A 21,781-nucleotide genomic window follows, 5' to 3' on the forward strand; every position below is an offset into this window, starting at 1 on the left:
ACCACCTATGGCGAGTTTAAGACCGTCAGAGACGATTTACACCGTCTTTGGAAGGTCAAGTCATGTGTAGATACTGCCGCCCGATTTAACGAGCGTACAGAGGAACAAAAGCTCCAAAATCGACCCCAAACACGACAGAAAAAGGAGGAACTATCCCGATGAATTATACCCAAGCGCAGATTGACCGGGCAAATGCCGTCAGTCTGGAAGATTTTCTCCGCACACAGGGAGAGACACTGATAAAAAGCGGACGAGAATACCGCTGGAAAGAACATGACAGTCTGACCGTCCGGGGAAACAAGTGGTTTCGCCACAGCCAGAGCAAGGGCGGCTATCCCATTGATTTTGTCATAGAGTTTTACGGCAAGTCCTTTCCCGAAAGCTGACAATTATCCAGGGTAATCCCGGCGAGGGCAAGACCTACTTTGCCATGCGCCTTGCGGCGGCTTGCACCAATCGAAAGCCTTTGCCCGGTATGGAGACACTTGAACCTTTCAATATCATCTATCAGACCGCCGAGGACGGTCTGGGCGATACGGTCAAGCCCCGATTGATGGAAGCAGACGTAGCCCTTGCGCTGTAATTCTTTTTCAAGTTTTCTGCGTTCTTTCTCAGAATCCTTAAGTTCGCGGTTAAGCCGGGAAGCTTCTTTAGCGATGCCACCATTGGCATTCATGCAGGCATCTTTCCAGGCTTTGATCTGCTCGATATAAAGACCTTTTTTACGGGCATACTCGGCAAGTTCCGTTTCATTCATACCTGCTGTTTCAACAACAACTAAAAATTTATCCTGTGTACTCCAGTCATCAGGAACAGCATCCGTACCAGGAGCAGCATAGCCTTCCTTTCGGGCTTTATCCCGCCAGTTACGAAGTGTCTGTTCAGAGATTCCTTCTTCTCTGGATATCTTGGTAATAGATTCATTGTTTGGTGGAAGCATCCTCCTGAGGAGTGCATCCTTTAATTCTGGACTATCCTTTCGACATTTGCCCTGTCTCTTTTTTTACCAATACCATAGACAGTTTTCTTTCATTTGCTGTTGTCTCCAATCTCCATACACTGATATGGATAAAGCCTGCCAAGTATCATGCTGATACAGCACCCGGCAGTGCTTTCTGAAAATATGGTTTCTCTGTACTTTTTCTTATCACCCCAGAGATGTAGGATTTCTCACAGGCGGCAGTGTGCTTCACTGCTCCATTGGAAGTTGTCACTCTGTCAGTCGATTCTCCTCGCCCCAGACACAGAGCTGATCCAGCACAGTCATCAGCGTTTTTCCTCGTTCCGAAAGCGTATATTCCACCTTCGGCGGAATCTGCGGATACTCGGTGCGGACGATCAGTTTATCCGCTTCCAGCTCCTTGACAGTCTACATCTGCATTTTTAAAAATATGCGTTTCAAGATTTTTTGAAAGTAAGCGCAAAATAATTCGACGGATTGTGTTGCCCTAAAAATCAATTCATAATAATCATTAGAGAATGCAAGCATTTCACTTCATTTTCTCTTGCTTGAAATGATAGATGCGAGCATTTTACTCTATTCAAGTTATCCCTGTGTGTTAGGATAGTTGTCAGTGAAAGATAATTACTTTTGTGGTAGTATGTAGCTATCACAGGAAGGGAGCTTTCGCTATGAACTATGACGAAGAAGGCGATGGATAAACTGATTACAAGGAAGGAAGCAGCCAGTATACTGGGAATCAGCGTAAAAACACTGGATGCTGTAAGAACAGACGGTTTGATCTCCTATGTTCAGTATGTGGAAAACGGCTGCTGATGCAGTCAGCACAGATTAGGATGACAACGCTGATCGACTATACATCAAAAGTGAAGAACTTGGCTTTGTTGGCAGTAGTCTACCAGAATTTTTCATTACAGTGTTTTGCTAAAGGAATCCGATGGAGCTATACCCTGGATTTTTCTGTATTCTCTGGGTGACATTTTGACTATAGACTGAAAAGCGCTTGAAAACTTTCCCTGGGTTTGGTAGCCTACCTGGGAAGCAATATCCGCGATAGTGTCATTTGTTTCCCGTAATAATTTCATAGCCTGACGCACTCGAAATTCCTTCATATAGGTGGCGATAGGCTGGCCGTAGACTGCCTTGAATATCTCCTTTAGAGTGGAGGTATTTATCAAATACTGTTTGGAAAGTTCTGCGATCGTAAATCGTTGATCCAAGTGCTCTGTCAACTGTTGATGAATTTCTTTTATCAATTCGGTTTGCTGGGAGAAGTATTGAGTCAATTCTTTATGCTCCGATTTCATGTTGCTCAAATAAATCAAAATTTCCAGCACCTTCAATTTCAAGAGGGAAATTCGAACGGATACAGGAGCAGAAAAGAGTGGGGCAAAAATGTGCTCTAAATCGGAACAGGACGGGATTGCGGATGGTTTTCCGGAGCAAAATCGATCCCGTAACTGGTCTGCCTCCACACCGGCATTCTTTAAAACTTCCGGGCAAATGGAAGAGAGCTGTTTCAGATCCACGGAAATGGAAATTCCCTCTGAATATCCTAGGGGAAACATCATGGCGGAATCCGCGCAGCAGGCCATACTGTGTGCTGTCACATCACCTGTACCTAAATAGACGGCAGTACCGTCTTGCATATTCCAACCCACGCGACCACTGCGACAATAGTAAATTTCTAAAACAGAATCCGAAGCATCATGCTGAAACTTGATCTCTGAAGCAAGAAAAACATTGAAGGATACCTCTATTCCAGGAAAAGTTTCATATGCCTCCATAACCCCTTTTCCAGCGGTAACCGCTCGAAACTGTTCTCCAAAGAGTGTGGTACCCGTTCCGCCAGCCCGGCAATGCTTCAAGGCGAGGGTGCCGTTTGGAATCTTTTGAAATTTTTGAGCGATAACTTTGGATTCTTCTTTTTTCATGGCGTTCCTTTTTGTTTTTCTACTTGCGACGGACAGGCGATTTTTACAAGCCACTCAATCATGTGATGGAAATTTCGGGCCTGCTCGGTATCGGCCGCTTTATAATAGACCTCTTTTCCGTCCCGGCGGCTAACGATCAGACCTGCTGATTTCAACTGCTTGAGATGGTGAGAAACTGCAGGACTGCTCATATTTACCATGGCTGAAAGATTGATAACACATTCCTCACAGTGGCAAAGCAACCAAAAAATGCGAATACGGCTGCCATCCCCCAGCTGCTTGAAAATATCAGCTACGGTTTGAAAGTTTTCTACGCTGGGCATATGTTCCAGTTCCTGCTCGATAGTTTGTCCGTGGTCGTGTGGTAAGGGGTTCTGAATCATTTAGCACTCCTCCTTAAAGTCTATCTTACCACAGGCTGAAGGAAAAAGAAACTTTACTTCTGAAATATTTCTGGTTCAGGACCAGCGTCATGGGTGTAATCCAAGATACGGACACCATCACCTATCTCTTTCTGCACCAGCTCCCGCATACGTTTGGCAAAAGGACAGGGGTAACCAATGGGAGTCATGTGATATTGTTCCAGCACATCTTTCAACGTGATTCCTTGCATTCTTTGTTCCGCTGTTTTTTGAATGTCCAAGTAAAAATCCCGCAGCACCAGTTGAATATTTACACCCACGCCACAGGCAGGATTGGTGTGGATGTCCTGATGGAGCAGGGGCTTGTTGCCCTCTACTGCCCGATAGGCATCCAGTAGAGTGATTTTCTCCGGCTCACGAGCCAGAGCAGGTCGGGGATGTCCCTTCACGCTGACCAGCAGTCCTCCCTTCCGCAGGGCGGACATGAGCTGGCGCACATAGGCAGGATTCGTCTGAATGCTCTCTGCCAGCTTGTTACTGGTCAGGTCGCAGTTTGGGTACAGAGCGATAAAAGCCAGAATATGAACAGCATCGCTAAGACGGGTAGAATATTTCATAGCCTGATCTCCTTTTTTGCTTTGATGTTATTTTTATTATAACAACATATTGACAGTGACGCAAGAGGATGCTAAAATAATTTGAAGTAAGAATAAAAATAACACCCACTTGAAAGGAATGGTGACAATGAACTTCTATGATGATCTGGTCATGCAGACCCAGATGAATTATTCCAGGCACTATCATATCTATGCTTCCGGCGGTACGCCTTATCAGCTGACTGACAAAAAGCCGCTGCCGTATAGCGAACAGATCCATCGTTTGGTACAGGAGGTAAAGGAAGCTGACTGTGTGGTAGTGGGCGGGGCCTCCGGCCTGTCCGCTGCCGGTGGTGGAGATTTTTACTACGAGGACAACGACTCTTACCGCAAATACTTCCGCCCTTTTGCCGAGAAGTACCACTTCAAAGGTGCTTTTGCAGGGATGATGCACCCCTGGAAGACAAGGGAAGAGTATTGGGGGTATCTCGCCACATTCCTTCACACCACCCAGACCGCACCTGTGCGTCATTCCTATTTGGATTTAGACGCTTTGCTGAAAGGCAAGGACTTCTTCATCCTCACCACGAACCAGGATACCCAGTTTGTCAAACTCTACCCGGAGGAGAAGGTGGCAGAGATTCAGGGGGATCACCGCTTCTTCCAGTGTGCCGCCTGTTGTACCGATGACACTTGGGATGCGGTAAAGCCGGTGGCTGATATGGTAGCCGCTATGGGGAGTGACACGAAGATTCCCACGGATCTCATTCCCCGATGCCCCCACTGCGGCGGCGAGGCATTCCCTTGGGTGCGAGGATATGGGAATTTTCTGCAAGGAAAGAAATACGAAGAACAGTACGAAAAAATTTCTCGCTATGTGCTGGAACACAAAGACAGCAAAATTTTGTTCCTGGAGCTGGGCGTGGGCCGAATGACTCCCATGTTTATCCAAGAACCTTTCTGGAACATGACCCTCAGCTTTCCCCATGCTCGATATATTGCTGTCAACAACAAGTATGACTTCCTGCCCAAGCAGTTGGAGGACAAGGGCATGACCATTGTGGCCGACATTGCTCAAGTGCTGCGGGATGCACGGGATACCATGGACAGCGGAGATAACGATCGATGAGGGTTGCAAACCAAGCGACGCTTCAGGAACTTGCCGAGCGTATTGATCAAGCAGATGCTGTTGTGATCGGAGGCGGCTCCGGCCTGTCAAGCGCGGCTGGATACGACCACTACCATTGGTCCCCGGCACTTTCGGAGGCATTGGCTCCCTTTCGCGAACAGTATGGCTTTACCTCTCCGCTGGCTGGATTCTACCATTGCTTTTCCAGCTATGGGGAACAGTGGGGGTATTACAGTCAATATATCCGCTTCATGTGGGAAGCCCCTACTGGGCAGCCCTATCTGGACCTGCAGGCGCTTGTTGCGGACAAACCTGCTTTTGTTCTGACCACCAATGTGGATCAGCAGTTTTTTCGAGTATTTCCCCAGAAACAAATTTGCGCCTTTCAGGGAGACTTTAGCTACTGCCAATGCAGTCAGCCCTGCCGGGATGATATTGGGGAAAACCGCGAACTGGTGAAGGAACTGACTGGTTGCCTGGCAGGTGTTCGCCTGCCGGAGGAGGCTGTTCCTCGTTGCCCGGATTGCGGGCGGGTGCTGGTGCCCTGGGTACGAGATGATACCTTTCTGGAGGGAACCTTCTGGCAGGATAGTCTGCATCGCTACCATAGATTCCTGCGACACTGGATAATGGATCAGTCCGACAAAAAAGTCCTGCTGTTGGAACTTGGCGTGGGTGAGATGACACCCAGTATCATCAAATTGCCCTTCTGGGAACTTACTGCCAAAAACGAAAACGTCTTTTATGCATGTCTTAATCGAGAGGCAGCTCATAGGCCAGAGCATCTGCGGGGACGCAGCCTGTATCTGCAAGGAGATTTGGCGGAAACTCTGGCTGCCCTCCGGCAGGAGCGATCCATCGCAGCAACCATAAAATAGAAAGGAGCGAACGAATATGATTGATTGGAACCCTATTGCGAAAAAATTCAGAGAAGCGGACGCTATCCTGATCGGAGCCAGTAACGGCCTGTCCATCACCGAAGGACTGCATTTGTTTGCGGACAATGCGACTTTTGAAAGACTGTTTGGGGATTTCAAACAAAAATACGGCTTACGTTGTATTTTGCAGGGCATGATGGCCGGATGGCCCAGCGAGGAGGAAAAATGGGCCTTCTGGGCCCGGCTCATCCATCGTTACTGTGGGCAGTACCAGCCTACGCCGGTGATGAACGATTTGAAGGCCATTGTAGGAGAAAAAGATTACTTTGTCGTCACATCAAACGGAGAAGGTCACTTTGAACTGTGTGGCTTCGATCCGACGAAAATCTATGAGATTGAGGGCAACTGGATTACTATGCAGTGTGCCCGCCCCTGCCACGATACCCTCTATTCAAGTTTAGAGGTGGCCGAAAAATTATCGGCTGCCGAACAGGGCGGCCATGTGCCTACAGAGTTGGTGCCGCGTTGTCCCAAGTGCGGAGGTCCCATGGACATCCACATGGGCGCGGGTCAGAGAATGATCCCGGATGCCGCTGCCCAGGCACGGTTCCAAAACTTTCTGAAAACCTACCACGGAAAGAAACTGGTGGTTCTGGAGCTGGGCATTGGCTGGCGCAATCAGCTGATCAAGGCCCCGATGATGCGCCTGGTGGCCGGCGAGCCAAACGCCACTTATGTGACCATCAATCTGGGGGAGATCTACATTGCGGACAATATCAAAGAGAAGTCCTCGGACTGGACGGGCGGCTGGATGAGCTGCTGCCTGCTCTCTGGGAGGCGTGTGAGGTATGACGATTTCGGAGCAGGTTCAAAATGACTATACAAATGCATAAACTCTCATGAACCAGGTTGCTTCCTGAATCCTTTGCAGCAGTAGAGAATGCATAAAAAGCCGGGAAGTTGACTCAAATTGTCAATGCCTCCCGGCTATTATCAGGCAGATATTAATATAGTTAGAATCATGGTATATATTTCATTCCCCATTGGGAAATGGTGTAAAAGACCGGCAGCAGGTCCCGCCCTTTTTCGGTGAGGGAGTACTCCACTCGCAGAGGCATTTCATTATATTGGATACGCTGAACCAATTCGTCCGCTTCCAGCTCTTTCAGCGCGTTGGTCAGAGCTGTGTTGGTAATGGGTTTGAGAACTTTTTTCAGTTCCCCAAACCGCATAGGACACTTGATGCACAGTTCATAGAGAATTTGGAGTTTCCATTTGCCCTGCAGCATTTGAACCACCGGCGTGACCGGGCAGTTTCCCTCGCCGGTTAGAATGACACTGCCAACCTTTTCTTTGAATTCTTCATAAGTCATAATTGGATCGTTCCTCGTCTTTTGCAGTATATTTTTTGATACCAGGTATAAATAATTTGCGTACTTGAACAAAAATTACTATCAGATATAATAAATATATCACTGGTTGGCCATACAGTCAACGACTGAAATCTCTTAGAAAGGTCTGAATTTTATGAAAGAACTGAACATTATGGAGGCTACTGTTCTGACCTCCCCCAATCCGCTGACACTGATCTGCTCTAAAAAGGAGGATGGTTCTACGAACCTGGCTCCCATTTGCTTTGTGTCTTACCTCTCCTTCAATCCGCCTATGGTGGCTTCGCCACTGGCAAACAGTCCCACACCGGCAAGCGTGTGCGTGAGACCGGCAAAGTCATTGTCACTGTTCCCGGTGAGAGTCTGGCAGGCGCAGTAATGGCCTGCGGAGCATCTACCGGTGCCGAGACCGACAAGGTGGCCGCCAACAACATCGAGATGATGGCTGTGGAGGGTAGCGATATCCAGATTCCGGCGGACACCCGGCTGGCGATGGTGGCTATCTTGCAGCAGTCGGTGGAGGTGGGCGACCATATCCTGCACATCTGTCAGGTGGACAAGTTCCTGGGCGATGAGGACAAGAAGGGCCTGTATGCCTGGAACGGCTTCGGGAAAGTTGCACCTGCGGCAGAAGGCTAAATCTAAAACGGTAAGGAGGCATCAGCGGTGGCTGTTTGTATTAAATTGAGTGGATCGTCATTGGGACTGAGACCGGACATAGGAAGGGCAAAGCCGTATCGAAACCGGAATGGGTGTGGAACATGACACATCAGGCCCATTCGCTTGGCATCCCTGTATTTATGAAGGAAGATCTGCTTCCTATCATGGGCGAGGCACAGATGGTACAAGAATTTCCCCTGGCTTTTTACCGGGTATTGGAGGAACAGAAGACATGACAGAAGTAAAAGAGAGCAGCATTCTGATTCAGGATGTAGAAACCAAAAATATTATGACAAAATCCGCCCTGCCGGTGGGAGGCTATTCCGTCAATCCTTATGTGGGCTGTACCCATGGCTGCAAATACTGCTACGCCTCGTTTATGAAGCGATTTACCGGGCACACCGAACCGTGGGGGACATTCCTGGATGTGAAACATTGGCCAGCAATCAAAAATCCGCAAAAATACAAAGGGCAGCGCGTAGTCATCGGTTCAGTGACCGATGGATATCTGCCCCAGGAGGCTCAGTTTCAGAACACCCGAAAGCTTCTTGAACAGCTCCGGGGCAGTGAGGCAGAAATTCTCATCTGTACCAAGTCAGACTTGGTAATCCGTGACATCGACCTTCTGAAAAAATTGGGAAAGGTCACGGTCTCTTGGTCGATCAATACATTGGACGAAGGCTTTAAAAATGATATGGACAATGCCGTCAGCATCAAGCGACGGCTGGATGCCATGAAGCAGATCTATGATGCGGGCATTCGCACCGTCTGCTTTATTGCCCCTGTCTTTCCGGGTATCACGGATTTTGAGGCTATCTTCCATCAGGTCAGAAATCAATGCGACCTGATATGGTTAGAAAATCTAAACCTGCGAGGCGGATTCAAAAAAGACATCCTTGACTATATACGTAAAAAAACATCCTGACTTGGTTCCGCTGTACGACGCTATCTACAACAAGAGAGACAGAAGCTACTTCCGTGGTTTGGAGGATCAAGCGGAACGGCTGGCGAAAGAAAACAGCTGTCCCTTCGTGGACAACGAGCTGCCCTACGGCCGGGCAGAGCCTGGGCACCCGGTCATTGTGGATTACTTTTACCATGAGGAAGTGCGTGGCTCGGAAAACAGCGGACGACGCAACCCCAAAAAATAATTTGTGAAATAAATGGGTTCTGACATGGAGCTGTGCTTCAATGTCAGAACCTTTTTTAGCACTGTTTACCCATTCAGAAGTTTTCTTATCCCTCTTGGAAGGACTTGTACTCCGTCCATTGTTTTTCGATTTTCCCCGCTCTACAATGTAGACAGAACGATTAAATGATAGGTGTTTATCAAGTTTTACATAAAATTATATTACCGGTAAGCATACGATGAGCAGATGTTTTTTATTGCCTTTCGAGTATAGATACGTTAAAATATACTTATTAAGCATGATGAATTTGGGAGGTATTTTTCGTGGAAATTAGAGTTCTTCGATATTTTCTGACTGTAGTAAGGGAAGAAAGTATCACAAAAGCCTCAGAAGTTTTACATATCACGCAGCCGACACTTTCACGTCAGCTTGCACAGATGGAGGAAGATATTGGTGTAAAGCTGTTTGATAGAGGGACACGGAAAATCAAATTGACAAATGAAGGAATACTTCTTCGCCGTCGTGCGGAAGAAATTTTGCAGCTTGTAGATAAGACAGAAAAAGAATTAGTGGAGCAAGAGGAACAGGTGGAAGGTAAAATTTCCATTGGGTGTGGAGAAATTGCTGCTGTACAACTTCTTCCTAAAATAATTGAGTCCTTTCGTCGGAAATATCCCCGTGTTACTTTTGACATTTTTACAGCCACAGCAGATTTGGTAAAGGAACAAATGGAGAAGGGACTACTGGATATTGGTTTGCTTCTTGAGCCGGTTGATATGGAAAAATATGAATTTATTCGCTTGAATATAAGGGAAAAATGGGTGGTTCTGATGAAATCGGATGATCCACTCTCCAAGAAAGAAACGGTAAGCGCAAAAGATTTGTCTGTACTGCCTTTGATTCTTCCTAGGCGTATGAATGTGCAGAGTGAGTTGGCAAGTTGGTTTGGCAACTACTATGAGAAACTGGATATTGTTTTTACCAGCAATTTAAGTACGAACAGCGCAATTATGGTGAATGGAGGCTTGGCATATTCATTGGTGATTGAAGGGGCTGTACCGTTCTGGAATCAATCAAAGGTTACATTCAGACCGCTTGATCCGCCACTTACAGCAACAAGTGTATTAGCATGGAAACGTGGTCAGCCGTTTAGCTTAGCAACCACAAAATTCATCAAACATATTCAATGCTTTTTAGGCATGGACAAACCATAAAAACTAAGTATTTGATATAATTCAATTAGAAAATTATAATATAGGTGTAGAGATAAAGCAAACAGCTTTAATTTCTGCACCTATATTTTTTATTGAGGAGGGAGTGCCATTTCATGAAACCGGATTATGATTCCCGTATAAACGCCGGATTAAGCAAAGAAGAAATCGCAAAAATTTCAGGATGCGAAGATCAAGAAATGCAGATAAGGATGTTGCGAAAATATCGGTACAAATTGCTTGATGAGGTACATGAAAAGCAGCAGTCACTTGATGCAATCGATTATATGATCTGTAAAACAAAAAAATAACAATAAGAGGAGGAAAAGGCGTGAATCAGCAAACAACTCTGTTTTCAAACGAGAAGTTGATGGCTATGATTATTCCCCTGTTTTTAGAGCAGCTGCTGATAATGCTTGTAGGGATGGCGGACACACTGGTGGTCAGCTACGCAGGAGAAGCGGCAGTATCCGGTGTTTCACTGGTAAATCAGTTCAATACTATTTTTATTTATCTGTTTACAGCATTGGCATCTGGAGGGGCGGTTGTGATCAGCCAGTATATTGGTAGAAAGAAAAATGATGACGCTGGAGAATCCGCCAGTCAGCTTCTTTCATTTTCTGCGATTTTTTCCATACTGATCGTAGTGATGGTTCTAATTGGAAATGAAGGGATGCTTCGTCTGATGTTCGGTAAAGTGGAAGATTCTGTGATGCACTCTTGTATTACATACCTTAGGATTTCTGCATATTCCTATCCGGCATTGGCGGTTTACAATGCTGGCGCTGCCCTTTTTCGCAGTATTGGAAAAACCAGTGTGACCATGTATTTGTCGGTAATTTCCAATATCATCAATGTTATTGGAAATTTCATTGGTGTACTTGTTTTGCGTGCAGGTGTTGCAGGTGTTGCATACCCTTCACTGATCGCTCGGACATTTTCAGCCGTGATGATTACAGTACTTTGTTTTCAGAGAAAAAATGAAGTGTTCTATCGCTGCAAGTGGATTTTCCGGTGGAATGTGGATTTCATGAAACAAATTCTAAAAATCGCTATTCCAAATGGGATGGAAAACGGTATATTCCAGTTAGTCAAAGTAGCATTAAGCGGTATCGTTGCACTTTTTGGAACATATCAGATTGCTGCAAATGGTGTTGCACAAAGTATCTGGTCATTGGCTGCGCTGGCGGGAGTCGCTATGGGTCCCGTATTTATAACGGTCATTGGACAGTGTATGGGAAATGGGGATGCAGATGCTGCGGAGCATTATTTTAAGAGATTGACAAGAATCACATTGCTGATTTCATCGGCATGGAATCTTTTGATTTTTCTTCTGACTCCATTCTTTATGAAATTTTATGCTTTGCAGCCGGAGACCAAACGGCTTGTAATCTGGCTGGTTTTAATCCATAACGTGTTTAATGCAGCAGCATATCCCTTTTCCGGTGCGCTTAGTAATGGGCTGCGGGCAGCGGGTGATGTGAAATTTACCATGTATGTTTCGGTTATCTCCACGATAGCGGTGCGTCTGCTTTTATCATGGCTCTTGGGAATTGTTTTGAAAATGGGCGTGATCGGGATTGCTATTGCAATGGTTTGTGACTGGAGCATTCGGGCGGTCATTTTCTTCTGGAGGCAGAAGTCCGGAAAATGGAAAACATTTCAGGTGATATAGATTCATTTATAATAAGTTCAATATCGGTATATTATGCCTTATGGTCTTAGCAAGTTTTGCCGTTTTGCTGTGAATGTGTGGGAGGTCAATCCTGCTGGAAAAGCTGATGAACAGGTTGCCAGAGAAGGGCTTTCCTGTATGGAAGTTTGGATGAAAGAACTGGGACTTACAATGAATCTCCATGAGTTGGGGGCAACAGAAGAAATGTTGCATGGTATTGCAAATGGAACCATCATCATGGAAGGTGGATATAAGGTGTTGAATCATGATGAGGTATTGGAGATTTTGAAGAACAGTTTGTAAGCATTCAAGTAGGAGCTTTTATAACGATAATATAATAGAAAAAGGCAAGTGCTGTGAAAGAAATTTTTCTTTGATGTTGCTTGTCTTTTTTTAATTCATCACTTGACATTGTGGCAAAGAAATCCTGAAAGGGGACGAGTAGAAAAAAGAGCAGCTGCATGAGCAGGAAGAAGAAAATAGACAGAGCAGTTGATGATGTGGAATGTCCGGTGCAGTGTGGGTGTAATGCTCATGCTACATCGGACTTTTTTCGAAAATGATTTTTAATAATGTTGATTTTCAACTACTTTTAACTCAAATATTGCATCTTAACTTAAAAAGAGTTAAGATTGCAAGTAATGACATGGAATATCTCGATAAAGTTCCTGGAGTCAAGAATCAAAGTGTTTTTAAAGAAGCTTATGTTATGGGATATTCTATTTACTAATGTTGATTTTCAACTGCTGGACGAATGGGAGGTATGCTTCATGCCGTTGCAGCTTATCAGAAACGATATTACAAAAATGAGTGTTGATGCGATTGTCAATGCGGCCAACACGTCCCTTTTGGGTGGCGGCGGTGTGGACGGCTGCATTCATCGTGCGGCCGGACCGGAACTGCTTGCAGAATGCCGTACGCTGCATGGCTGCGAAACCGGCAGTGCAAAAATTACAAAGGGATACCGTCTGCCCTGCAAATATGTGATCCATGCAGTCGGTCCGCGCTGGAGGGATGGCAGGCATCGGGAGCAGGAGCTTCTGGAATCCTGTTATCGGACATCTTTGAATCTGGCGAAAGAAAATGGCTGTCAGTCTGTAGCCTTTCCGCTGATTTCCTCCGGTGTTTACGGCTATCCAAAAGACCAGGCTCTGAAGGTTGCAGTCGATACCATCAGCGAATTTCTGCTGGAAAACGAGATGATGGTCTATATCGTTATTTTTGACCGAAAGACATATCAGATTAGCGGAAAGCTGTTTGATGACATCGCAGTGTACATAGATGACCGGTATGTGGAAGAACATACCGACAGGCGGGCAGAACAGAGTCGGTGTTCCGAAGCATGGCAAGAGGAATCCTGCTTTGAAGCTGCATCTGTCCCGCTGCCGCCCGAAGCAATCTGTAAATCCTGCAGCAGTCAGTCTCTGGAAGAGGCGCTGGGACAGATGGATGAGAGCTTTTCAGAAATGCTGCTTCGAAAGATTGAGGAAAGCGGTATGACGGATGCACAGTGCTACAAGAAAGCAAATATTGACAGAAAGCTCTTCTCAAAAATCCGTTCGGATAGATTCTATAAGCCATCCAAACCTACGGTGCTGGCATTTGCCCTCGCTTTGGAGCTGCCGCTTGCCCAGATGCAGGAGATGCTCGGCAAGGCAGGATTCACATTGTCCCATTCAAGTAAATTTGACATCATTGTAGAATATTTTGTCGAACGGGGAAACTATAATGTGTATGAAATTAACGAGGCACTGTTTGCCTTTGACCAGAGTCTGATCGGAGCATAAGAACAAAGAAATGTCGCTTTCCATGCGACCACTCCACAAAAGAAAATCGCTATACTATGACTGTAAGGTACAAAACCGAGCAGCCATATGCGCGTGTAATGAGCCAAAGTTCGAGCTTGCTCGAAACCTTGGCGAATACCGCGACAGCGAGCCCGCAAGGGCGAGATCTTTTTGGAGGAGGACAAGCATATGAGAAAGAATTTAACAGAGATCGTTTTTATCTTAGACCGCAGCGGTTCTATGAACGGACTGGAACGGGATACCATCGGCGGATTCAATTCTATGATTGAGCAGCAGAAAAAAACAGAGGGCGAAGCACTGATTTCAACGGTACTGTTTGACAATGTGAGTGAAGTCCTGCACGACCGTGTAGATGTAAAGAAAATCCGACCGATGACCGACCGGGATTATACAGTTCGCGGATGCACAGCGCTCTTAGATGCCATCGGCGGTGCGATTCATCACATTGGAAATGTTCATAAGTATGCAAGACCGGAGGATGTACCGGAACACACCATGTTCGTAATCACTACGGACGGAATGGAAAATGCCAGCCGCAGGTACAACAGCGAAAAAGTGAGGCAGATGATCGAGCGGCAGAAAGCGAAATACGGTTGGGAGTTTTTGTTCCTCGGTGCTAATATTGACGCGGTAGAGACCGCAAGCCAGTTCGGAATCGGTGCAGACCGTGCAGTCAACTATCAGTGCGACAGCGAAAGAACTGCGTTGAATTATGAGGTGGTCAGCGAAGCAATCAGCTCTGTCCGGTGCAGTGCCCCGTTGAACGCAGACTGGAAAAAACGTATAGATGAGGATTATAAAAAACGTGGAGGAAAATAGAAATATGCAGGCGTATACCTACGTTTCAAAAGGAAAATTCGAATTAAGAGAGAAGCCAAAACCGACCCTGATGCAGGAGCGGGATGCTATTGTCAAAGTGACACTCGCCAGCATTTGCTCCAGCGATCTGCATATCAAGCATGGCAGCGTTCCGCGGGCAGTACCCGGGATCACGGTTGGCCATGAGATGGTGGGGATTGTGGAAGAGGTTGGAAAGGCAGTTACCAAGGTAAAACCAGGAGACCGGGTGACAGTAAACGTGGAGACCTTCTGCGGTGAATGCTTTTTCTGCAAGAAGGGTATGTGAATAACTGTACAGATGAAAATGGCGGTTGGGCGCTGGGCTGCCGGATTGATGGCGGCCAGGCGGAATATGTGCGTGTGCCCTTTGCAGATCAGGGACTGAATAAGATTCCGGATGGCGTTACGGATCGACAGGCATTGCTGGTGGGCGATGTTCTGGCTACCGGTTACTGGGCAGCGCGTATTTCAGAGATCTCAGAGCAGGACACGGTGCTGATCATCGGAGCCGGCCCCACCGGTATCTGTACCCTGCTTTCGGTAATGCTGAAAAAACCAAGACGGATTATTGTGTGTGAAAAGGATAAAAATCGTCTGCAGTTTATCCGACAGCATTATCCGGAGATTTTGTTGGTTTCTCCGGAGAAGTGTGAAGCGTTTGTACGGGCAAACAGCGATCATGGGGGAGCTGACGTTGTGCTGGAGGTTGCGGGGGCGGAAGCTACCTTCCGTCTGGCCTGGGAATGCGCGAGACCCAATGGTCTGGTGACGGTGGTTGCTCTTTATGATCAGGCACAGATCCTGCCGCTTCCGGATATGTATGGAAAAAATCTTACCTTTAAAACCGGAGGGGTGGATGGTTGTGACTGTGAAGAAACATTACGGTTGATTGCAGAGGGAAAACTGAACACAGAGCCGCTTATCACCCATACCTATCCCTTAGAAAGGATAGAGGAAGCCTATGAACTCTTTGAAGGTAAGCGGGACGGTGTAATTAAGGTAGCAGTAGAATGCTAAAAGAAGATATAGATAATTCCAATCATTAATGTACTATATATGGTATGATAATGATTGGAATTTTGTTATAACAGGGGGGATTTCCAACCATTAGTATATACGATTCATGAAAAATCAGGTAAAATTATGTATAGGTAATTAAGGGATCGGTTTTATGAATCCGCTGGGTCCGGATGTGGCGACAATCCGTACTTCTGGCTGTATCGTCTTTTCGCATGGAGCAATGGCTGCCGGAGGATTTGCCGGAGAATATGAACGATGGATGGATATGGCAGATCTGCCGACCGAAGAGGAAGAGAAGGAATTAATTGCCACGCTGTTTTCTCTGAGCTGAATGATCTGACGGCTGAAGCGAGGAATAAATTTACGGAAGAGGAAAACGGTTAATGCAGTGCTTTTGAGGGACAAACTTTCGTGCATTCATAGCAGAGAATACACTCTGTTCCGTTTTTCCGCTTGCGGGTTTCCTTATTAACCTCCACGTTCATGGGGCAGACCTGCAGACACTTCCTGCAATGGACACACTTATCCTCATCACAGTGGACGCGCAGAAGAGAAAAATAGCTCATAGGTTTGAGAAAAACCGTAATGGGACACAGGTACTTGCAGAATGCCCGGTTATCTTGAAACAGGAAGGCGAACACAATACCGACAAGGTAATAAAGCGCATTTCCGGCCAGGAAAAGCCAGAACATGATTTGCTCCAGATGTGCCACCTGCATCAGAAACAGCCCAGACACCAACGCCAGAGACAGAAGAAACATCACATAGCGAAGGAAGCCCAGCTTTTCTTTTCGTGGCTTCTGCGGCTGATTGTAGGGCAGAAAGTCCAGCACCATAGCTGTCCAGCAGGCGTAACCGCACCAGCCACGCCCAAAAAGCAACGGTCCGAAAATTTTTGCAATCGCGTAGTGGATAGTTGCTGCTTCGAAAACGCCGAGAAACAGGTAGTACCAGAACCTTCGATCTGCATATTTTCACGGGAAATCACGCCAAGGTACAGCAACATATAGCTGCCCACCGCCAACTGGACGAAATGCCGGGCATACCGTTTCCCGGCGGTAAATAGTGCTGTTCCAAGCCCAAGGCAGGCTCCGATGTAGCTGAAATTCAGCAGATAGAAAAAATTGTCCTTTGTGAGCCACAGCGTAACTGCCACTGCTTCAAACAGCAGAAACAGCAGCATAGATGGCACGTATTTGTGAAGTCTGTTTGGGATTTTCGTCATCTCTTTGATCCTCTGCTTTCTTATTTTTTCTCAATGCACGGACTGCCAGGCCGGTGCAAGAGCGTGTCTGGTATCTTAGCATAAGTATAGCAGAGAAATAAAAAAATAGTAATCAGATTCTTATAAAACATCTGCAAAAAAAGTGAAACGATTACAGGCGCAGACGGTTATGACCGCCTGCGCCTGTAATCGTTTGGAGTCATGCCAGACTGTTTTTAAAAGCTGTCTGGAAATGGCCTGGACTGGAAAAGTTTGATGTATTCCTATGCATAGGGTATAATGTCTTTAGGAAAAAAGATATGATTACGAAAACAAAATATTCCGCAAACATGATAGAGAAAGCAGGTATGCTATGAAAAGAAAAATTATGATTGCTGCAGTGGCAGCTGCTGTGATTTTTGCGGTGATTGCGATTCTTTCCGTTTTGGCGCAGACACCGGCATTAATCTGAGAAATCGAAATGATCTGCTGTGAAATTTCCGGCGGATCATGGAAGGATTGGAAAACTGGCGTTTCGCAAATGATTTTGCCTACTTTCATACAAAAAATACTTTGAATATCAAGAAATCTATGCTACACTGATACTGCATGACAAAATAAAAGAAAGTGGGGATTGTAGTATGAGTGGTCTGTTTCGGGCTCTTCATCGGACAAAAGTGTTTCGAAATCTGACGGAGCAGGAGTTTGCATGGGTTTTATATGATGTGGGAAATTCGGCATTTATTATGCTTGCCTGTTCGCTGATTCCGATCTGGTTTAAGAGTCTGGCAATCGGTACAGGGCCGGGAAAAATCAGTTCGGATCAGGCGACGGCGTATTATTCGATTGCCATTTCCATTGTTACGGTGGTGGTGGCACTGATCGGTCCTGTCTGCGGTGTGCTGGCGGATCGTAAGGATAAGAAAAAGATCTTTTTTACCACAACGGCAGGTCTTGGCATCACAGGATGTGTGCTGAATGGCGTTGCAACGAGCTGGGTGCTGTTTCTGGTCATTTATATTGTGACAAGAGTCTGCTATAATGCATCGCTGACGATTTACGATTCCATGCTGAATGACGTGACAACGGAGGAACGTATGGATGAGGTATCCTCCTATGGCTATGCGTGGGGATACCTGGGATCCTGCATTCCGTTTCTTGTAGCACTGATTGCTTATGTGTTGGGGCCGGATATGGTCGGGGTGCTGCCGGATTTTGTCTCTAAGATGATTGGCTTTGGCGTGACGGCTCTCTGGTGGCTGGTGGTGACGCTGCCGTTGCTGAAGGAGTATCGGCAGAAGAATTACGTGGAAATGAGAACGGTTACCGTCGGTCAGACATTTGGAAAAATATTCAGAACCCTGAAAAAAATCGCAGTTTCGGACCGGAAAGTATTTTTCTTTCTGATTGGATTCTTTCTCTATATTGATGGGGTTGGAACTATCATTGACAACTGCATCAACATCGGAACCGATCTGAACCTGAATACGGTCGGACAGGTTGTTTTCCTGCTTGCCACGCAGGTTGTCGCTTTTGGAGGATCTCTGTTTTTTGCAAAACTGTCGCGGAAAAAAGATACGGTATCCCTGATTCTGATCTGCATCGCAGGCTATTTTGTCATCTGCCTCTATGCGCTGACACTGCGGACGCTGGTGCACTTTGCGATTCTGGCATTTGGAGTGGGATGCTTTCAGGGATCAATTCAGTCGTTGTCGCGGTCGTATTATTCCAAAATTATTCCGGCGGAGAATTCGGGAGAATATTTTGGCATCTATGATATTTTTGCCAAGGGCGCTTCCTTCCTTGGATCTGTAGTCATTGCAGTTGTAAAGCTGGCGGGAGGAACGATCAACGTAGCAGTTGCATGTCTGGCGGTTTTCTTTGCACTTGGATTTGTTTTTCTGAAAATTGCAGACCATCAGCCGATGACGGGTGAAAAATAAAAGATACACAGTATAAAAAATCTCAAAACCAGGAGAACAAGAGCAACTGGTTTTGAGATTTTTTGCTTTTGACTCCGGGGTTTCACAAAGAGAGGTTACGTGTTACGATAATCAGTGAGTCGGGCTGCCGGGAATGTGGCTGCCTGAAAAAAGCACAGACAGGCCAGATCCGGAAAGCCGGAAGAGTCGATCACAGGGATGCGTCTCTGGACACCGAGGAGCTGCACATTGATACCAGACCCCATTACACTTCTATCTGCGGACCCCGATTGCACAGATTCATGATTACAGCATGGCGCAGTTTGAGCATTGGACGAAAGAAACATTCTCTGCCAATTTTCGCAAAATGCTGACGCTGGAACAATACTGCGATCCAAAACTTGTGCAGCTTCATCATGATTATCTGGCGGGCGGACCATTGAAATATATGGCGGTGATTTTTCGTAAGCTGGCGGATTCTGATGAAACGGCCATGCAGCTGGCGTTGGAGTTTTAGCTGTGAGAAGAACCCGGAAGCTTTTGAAAAATTTGAAGCCGTATTCCCCAAAAAGGAAAAGCTGAAACTGCTGGGGCAGCTGTTCTGATTCGAGCGATAAAGTTTGGCAGCAGAACGATGCTGAGGGGTAAGCAGGTGTGTGATAAAAGGAGAACAGGACAATGGGGGAATCCCGTGTCCTGTTTTTTGCCCCTGAAAAGTGGAAATTTCCTATCCCCTCTGCATACAATACAGGTAGAGTATCTTTTCAAATCCGTTCAGAAAGGATGATCATTATGACGAAAGGCATTGTAAAAATAAAGAAAAACCGTGCATTTGTAGAGCAGCAGAACGGCGAGGTGGAAGTGGCTTCCGGGCAGTATGTGTATCTGAAAGTGGAAAATTGCTGGATTCCGGTGGTGGTGCGGTATTCGGCGCGGAGGAAGAAGTGGTATTTTAAGTATCTCGAGGAAATCCCGGTCTGCGGGCAGAAGGTGCTGCTGAAGGCGTAGCCGGTAAAGGGCGTTTCACGTATGTTTAACATGTGTTTAATCTTTCTGAGTCAGAAATTCATTATGCAGCTCATGGATTCTGCGCTGTTCGGCAGCTTTCTGTTTTTCACGCTCCGATCAATACGAAGATCCTGCAAGCAGAGCGCAGATCAGCGTCAGACCGAAAACAAGAAGAAAAGAATAAAGATATGGATGACCGGGATGATTTTCATGATTCATAGGAAGCCTGGCTTTCTGAATGTAAAATTCGTAGATAAGGATTTTCTGTGTCTAAAATTCAGTATAGCAAACGGAATTTTTCGCGTCAATGGAAAGGATTGGTTTCTCGATTTCCAAATTCATCATTTACGCCGTCCCCAAAGTCTGCTAAGATAAAGAAAACTTGTTACCAAACGAGAAAACAGGAGTGATTTACATTGAAAAAGATCTTATTTATCGCAACCGGTGGCACAATCGCTTCGAAGAAGACGGAAAATGGTTTGACTCCGCAGATTACGCCGGAGGAGTTATTGTCTTATATTCCGGAGGTGGAAGGCCTCTGTGAGATTACGGCGGTGAATCCGTTTAATCTGGACAGCTCGAATGTGGTTCCGGAGAACTGGAGCACGCTGGTGAAAGTGGCGAAGGAGCATTACGAGGATTACGACGGTTTCGTCATCGCGCACGGAACTGATACGATGGCGTACACCGCGGCGGCGCTTTCCTATATGATTCAGAATTCGGAAAAGCCGATCGTCATCACCGGAGCACAGCGGCCGATCAATTTGGATATCACGGATGCAAAGACAAACCTGTCCGATAGCTTTTATTACGCCTGTGATGATGCATCCCAGGGTGTACAGATTGTGTTCGACGGAAAAGTCATCGCGGGAACGCGCGCGAAGAAGGTGCGGACGAAGAGCTACAATGCCTTTTCCAGCATCGATTTCCCGTACCTTGCGGTAATACAGGACCGCCGGATTCTGCGGTATCTGCCGATGCTGCCGTATGAAAAGCCGGTTCGTTTTTATGAAAACTTAAGCGATAACGTTTTTCTCTTGAAACTGATCCCGGGAATCAGCCCGGTATTGCTTCCGGCGATTTTTGAGCACTACGATGCGATCATTGTGGAGAGCTTCGGTGTCGGCGGTATTCCGGCGAGCATCAAGGAGCCGTTTTACGAGCTCTGCCAGAAGTACCCGGAAAAACTCATCATCATGTGTACCCAGGTTTCTCACGAGGGAAGCGATATGACCGTCTATGAAGTCGGCCATGAGATGAAAACCCTGTGCAACATTCTCGAGTCATACGATATGACCCCGGAGGCAGTCGCAACTAAAACCATGTGGCTTCTCGGCAACCGTCCGGATGATCATGAGAGCCGGGAAAAAGCATTCTATAAACCGATCAACTACGATACGGTCTGGAAATAAGAAAAAGAAAGACGGCAAAAAGGCTGTCACGGTCCGCAGGAAAGAAATGTTTCTGCTGGCTGTGAACGCCTCTTTTTCTTTTTGAGGAAAAAGAAATTTTCCACAAAATTTTCAGATAGTACGGACGCAAAATTGATTTTTATTGGAAGAATTGTGCAAATTTCATAGAAAAATCAGAAACAGGTTGATATCTTTTGAACATTTTAGTAGAATTGAATTCATGATGCAGTGCGGAAAACGGCGGATTTTGGATGACGAATCCAACCGCTGGTTACAGTTACAACATATGTCGATATCGAGGAGACACCGACCGGCATCCGCTTAAAGAAGTATATGGAGAAATATTTCGATCCACGGATTTATATCGCAGGAGAGCTTGGCATCGGACTGAATTCGTGCTCGAACTGCCTCGGCAACTGCTACATTGAGGATGAATCCGCGTATGGAACTTTCCACGTAGGGCTTGGACGCAATATCGCGCTCGGCGGCGTGCAGAATGCGAAAGGCCACTTCGACCTGGTCTGCCGGGAACCCGATATTTTTACCGATAACCGTCAGATTATGGACCGGGGAAAGATTATTGCACCCGAGCCTGTGTTATACTAAAGGACAGAACCAGGAGACAAAAATTAAGAGACAA

22 protein-coding genes and 7 pseudogenes are annotated in these 21,781 nt (G+C 46.3%); 22 read left to right on the plus strand and 7 right to left on the minus strand.

What is annotated here, in order from left to right:
- Positions 1-162: pseudogene (locus DXA93_RS00005) on the plus strand (MobQ family relaxase); the annotation flags it as partial.
- Positions 159-574: pseudogene (locus DXA93_RS00010) on the plus strand (AAA family ATPase); the annotation flags it as partial. The pseudogenes DXA93_RS00005 and DXA93_RS00010, both read left to right, overlap by 4 nt.
- A 261-nt stretch (positions 575-835) precedes the next feature.
- Here the strand turns inward: DXA93_RS00010 and DXA93_RS18860 are convergent.
- A pseudogene (locus DXA93_RS18860) lies at positions 836-970 on the minus strand (transposase); the annotation flags it as partial.
- A gap of 240 nt (positions 971-1,210) precedes the next feature.
- Positions 1,211-1,366 (minus strand): annotated as a pseudogene (locus DXA93_RS00030) (winged helix-turn-helix transcriptional regulator); the annotation flags it as partial.
- A 273-nt stretch (positions 1,367-1,639) separates the two neighbouring features.
- Between DXA93_RS00030 and DXA93_RS00040 the strand changes: the two are divergent.
- On the plus strand, positions 1,640-1,777 hold the full coding sequence (locus tag DXA93_RS00040; protein WP_442857661.1) for a hypothetical protein: 138 nt from the start codon (positions 1,640-1,642) through the stop codon (positions 1,775-1,777).
- A gap of 95 nt (positions 1,778-1,872) precedes the next feature.
- Here the strand turns inward: DXA93_RS00040 and DXA93_RS00045 are convergent, their stop codons facing one another.
- From DXA93_RS00045 to DXA93_RS00055, 3 genes are read right to left on the minus strand one after another with little or no spacing between them, the layout of a single operon-like run.
- Positions 1,873-2,895 carry a helix-turn-helix domain-containing protein gene (locus DXA93_RS00045; protein ID WP_117814028.1) on the minus strand — a complete coding sequence of 341 codons (1,023 nt, stop codon included), beginning with the start codon at positions 2,893-2,895 and terminating at the stop codon, positions 1,873-1,875.
- A complete protein-coding gene (locus DXA93_RS00050; RefSeq protein ID WP_055228485.1) occupies positions 2,892-3,278 on the minus strand; it encodes an ArsR/SmtB family transcription factor in 387 nt (128 codons plus the stop codon). The genes DXA93_RS00045 and DXA93_RS00050 overlap by 4 nt, the downstream gene beginning before the upstream one ends.
- 53 nt (positions 3,279-3,331) lie before the next feature.
- Positions 3,332-3,874 (minus strand): Rrf2 family transcriptional regulator, encoded by a 543-nt coding sequence (locus DXA93_RS00055; protein WP_242991104.1) that lies wholly within the window; start codon positions 3,872-3,874, stop codon positions 3,332-3,334.
- Between the two features lie 127 nt (positions 3,875-4,001).
- Between DXA93_RS00055 and DXA93_RS00060 the strand changes: the two genes are divergently transcribed.
- From DXA93_RS00060 to DXA93_RS00070, 3 genes are read left to right on the plus strand one after another with little or no spacing between them, the layout of a single operon-like run.
- Positions 4,002-4,982 (plus strand): NAD-dependent protein deacetylase, encoded by a 981-nt coding sequence (locus tag DXA93_RS00060; RefSeq protein ID WP_173841546.1) that lies wholly within the window; start codon positions 4,002-4,004, stop codon positions 4,980-4,982.
- Positions 4,979-5,860, plus strand: a complete 882-nt coding sequence (locus DXA93_RS00065) for an NAD-dependent protein deacetylase, SIR2 family (protein WP_117800762.1) — start codon at positions 4,979-4,981, stop codon at positions 5,858-5,860. The genes DXA93_RS00060 and DXA93_RS00065 overlap by 4 nt, the downstream gene beginning before the upstream one ends.
- A 16-nt stretch (positions 5,861-5,876) precedes the next feature.
- Positions 5,877-6,737, plus strand: coding sequence for an NAD-dependent protein deacetylase, SIR2 family (locus DXA93_RS00070; RefSeq protein WP_243109112.1), 861 nt, complete (start codon positions 5,877-5,879; stop codon positions 6,735-6,737).
- 142 nt (positions 6,738-6,879) lie between these two features.
- Here DXA93_RS00070 and DXA93_RS00075 read toward each other — a convergent pair whose 3' ends face one another.
- Positions 6,880-7,233, minus strand: coding sequence for a winged helix-turn-helix transcriptional regulator (locus tag DXA93_RS00075; RefSeq protein WP_117814032.1), 354 nt, complete (start codon positions 7,231-7,233; stop codon positions 6,880-6,882).
- A 154-nt stretch (positions 7,234-7,387) separates the two neighbouring features.
- On the opposite strand from DXA93_RS00075, the gene DXA93_RS18100 reads away from it, so the two are divergent.
- From DXA93_RS18100 to DXA93_RS00130, 11 genes and pseudogenes are all read left to right on the plus strand, one after another.
- Entirely contained in the window at positions 7,388-7,630 is a 243-nt protein-coding gene (locus DXA93_RS18100) for a hypothetical protein (RefSeq protein WP_242998468.1), read from the plus strand.
- Positions 7,570-7,890, plus strand: coding sequence for a flavin reductase (locus tag DXA93_RS18105; RefSeq protein ID WP_242998471.1), 321 nt, complete (start codon positions 7,570-7,572; stop codon positions 7,888-7,890). Before DXA93_RS18100 ends, DXA93_RS18105 begins: the two co-directional genes overlap by 61 nt.
- Before the next feature lie 253 nt (positions 7,891-8,143).
- A pseudogene (locus DXA93_RS00090) lies at positions 8,144-9,062 on the plus strand (radical SAM mobile pair protein B).
- Between the two features lie 302 nt (positions 9,063-9,364).
- Positions 9,365-10,255 (plus strand): LysR family transcriptional regulator, encoded by an 891-nt coding sequence (locus DXA93_RS00095; RefSeq protein WP_022462480.1) that lies wholly within the window; start codon positions 9,365-9,367, stop codon positions 10,253-10,255.
- A gap of 113 nt (positions 10,256-10,368) precedes the next feature.
- Complete coding sequence (locus tag DXA93_RS00100) at positions 10,369-10,563, plus strand: DUF4224 domain-containing protein (protein ID WP_022462481.1); 195 nt, start codon at positions 10,369-10,371, stop codon at positions 10,561-10,563.
- A gap of 20 nt (positions 10,564-10,583) precedes the next feature.
- Positions 10,584-11,927, plus strand: coding sequence for an MATE family efflux transporter (locus tag DXA93_RS00105; protein ID WP_117760428.1), 1,344 nt, complete (start codon positions 10,584-10,586; stop codon positions 11,925-11,927).
- A gap of 138 nt (positions 11,928-12,065) precedes the next feature.
- Positions 12,066-12,230, plus strand: coding sequence for an oxidoreductase Fe-dependent alcohol dehydrogenase family (locus DXA93_RS19045; RefSeq protein WP_022462483.1), 165 nt, complete (start codon positions 12,066-12,068; stop codon positions 12,228-12,230).
- 467 nt (positions 12,231-12,697) lie between these two features.
- Complete coding sequence (locus DXA93_RS00115; protein ID WP_117760427.1) at positions 12,698-13,714, plus strand: O-acetyl-ADP-ribose deacetylase; 1,017 nt, start codon at positions 12,698-12,700, stop codon at positions 13,712-13,714.
- Between the two features lie 189 nt (positions 13,715-13,903).
- Positions 13,904-14,554 (plus strand): vWA domain-containing protein, encoded by a 651-nt coding sequence (locus tag DXA93_RS00120; RefSeq protein WP_119207608.1) that lies wholly within the window; start codon positions 13,904-13,906, stop codon positions 14,552-14,554.
- A gap of 4 nt (positions 14,555-14,558) precedes the next feature.
- Positions 14,559-15,592: pseudogene (locus DXA93_RS00125) on the plus strand (alcohol dehydrogenase).
- 154 nt (positions 15,593-15,746) lie between these two features.
- On the plus strand, positions 15,747-15,926 hold the full coding sequence (locus DXA93_RS00130) for a hypothetical protein (protein WP_119188740.1): 180 nt from the start codon (positions 15,747-15,749) through the stop codon (positions 15,924-15,926).
- 49 nt (positions 15,927-15,975) lie between these two features.
- Here DXA93_RS00130 and DXA93_RS20365 read toward each other — a convergent pair.
- Positions 15,976-16,811, minus strand: a pseudogene (locus tag DXA93_RS20365) (4Fe-4S binding protein).
- A 629-nt stretch (positions 16,812-17,440) separates the two neighbouring features.
- On the opposite strand from DXA93_RS20365, the gene DXA93_RS00140 reads away from it, so the two are divergent.
- From DXA93_RS00140 to DXA93_RS00170, 5 genes are all read left to right on the plus strand, one after another.
- Positions 17,441-18,742, plus strand: coding sequence for an MFS transporter (locus DXA93_RS00140; protein ID WP_055218308.1), 1,302 nt, complete (start codon positions 17,441-17,443; stop codon positions 18,740-18,742).
- A gap of 292 nt (positions 18,743-19,034) precedes the next feature.
- Complete coding sequence (locus DXA93_RS00145) at positions 19,035-19,238, plus strand: hypothetical protein (RefSeq protein WP_242856390.1); 204 nt, start codon at positions 19,035-19,037, stop codon at positions 19,236-19,238.
- A 275-nt stretch (positions 19,239-19,513) separates the two neighbouring features.
- Complete coding sequence (locus DXA93_RS00155; protein WP_022462490.1) at positions 19,514-19,729, plus strand: hypothetical protein; 216 nt, start codon at positions 19,514-19,516, stop codon at positions 19,727-19,729.
- Between the two features lie 416 nt (positions 19,730-20,145).
- The gene (locus DXA93_RS00165; protein WP_117509129.1) at positions 20,146-21,141 is read left to right on the plus strand and encodes an asparaginase; all 996 of its coding nucleotides are present in this window, start codon (positions 20,146-20,148) and stop codon (positions 21,139-21,141) included.
- Between the two features lie 333 nt (positions 21,142-21,474).
- The gene (locus DXA93_RS00170) at positions 21,475-21,747 is read left to right on the plus strand and encodes a hypothetical protein (RefSeq protein WP_191892600.1); all 273 of its coding nucleotides are present in this window, start codon (positions 21,475-21,477) and stop codon (positions 21,745-21,747) included.
- Positions 21,748-21,781: the final 34 nt, after the last annotated feature.

The organism is Blautia sp. OF09-25XD, from assembly GCF_003482095.1.
Lineage (GTDB): Bacteria > Bacillota > Clostridia > Lachnospirales > Lachnospiraceae > Fusicatenibacter > Fusicatenibacter saccharivorans.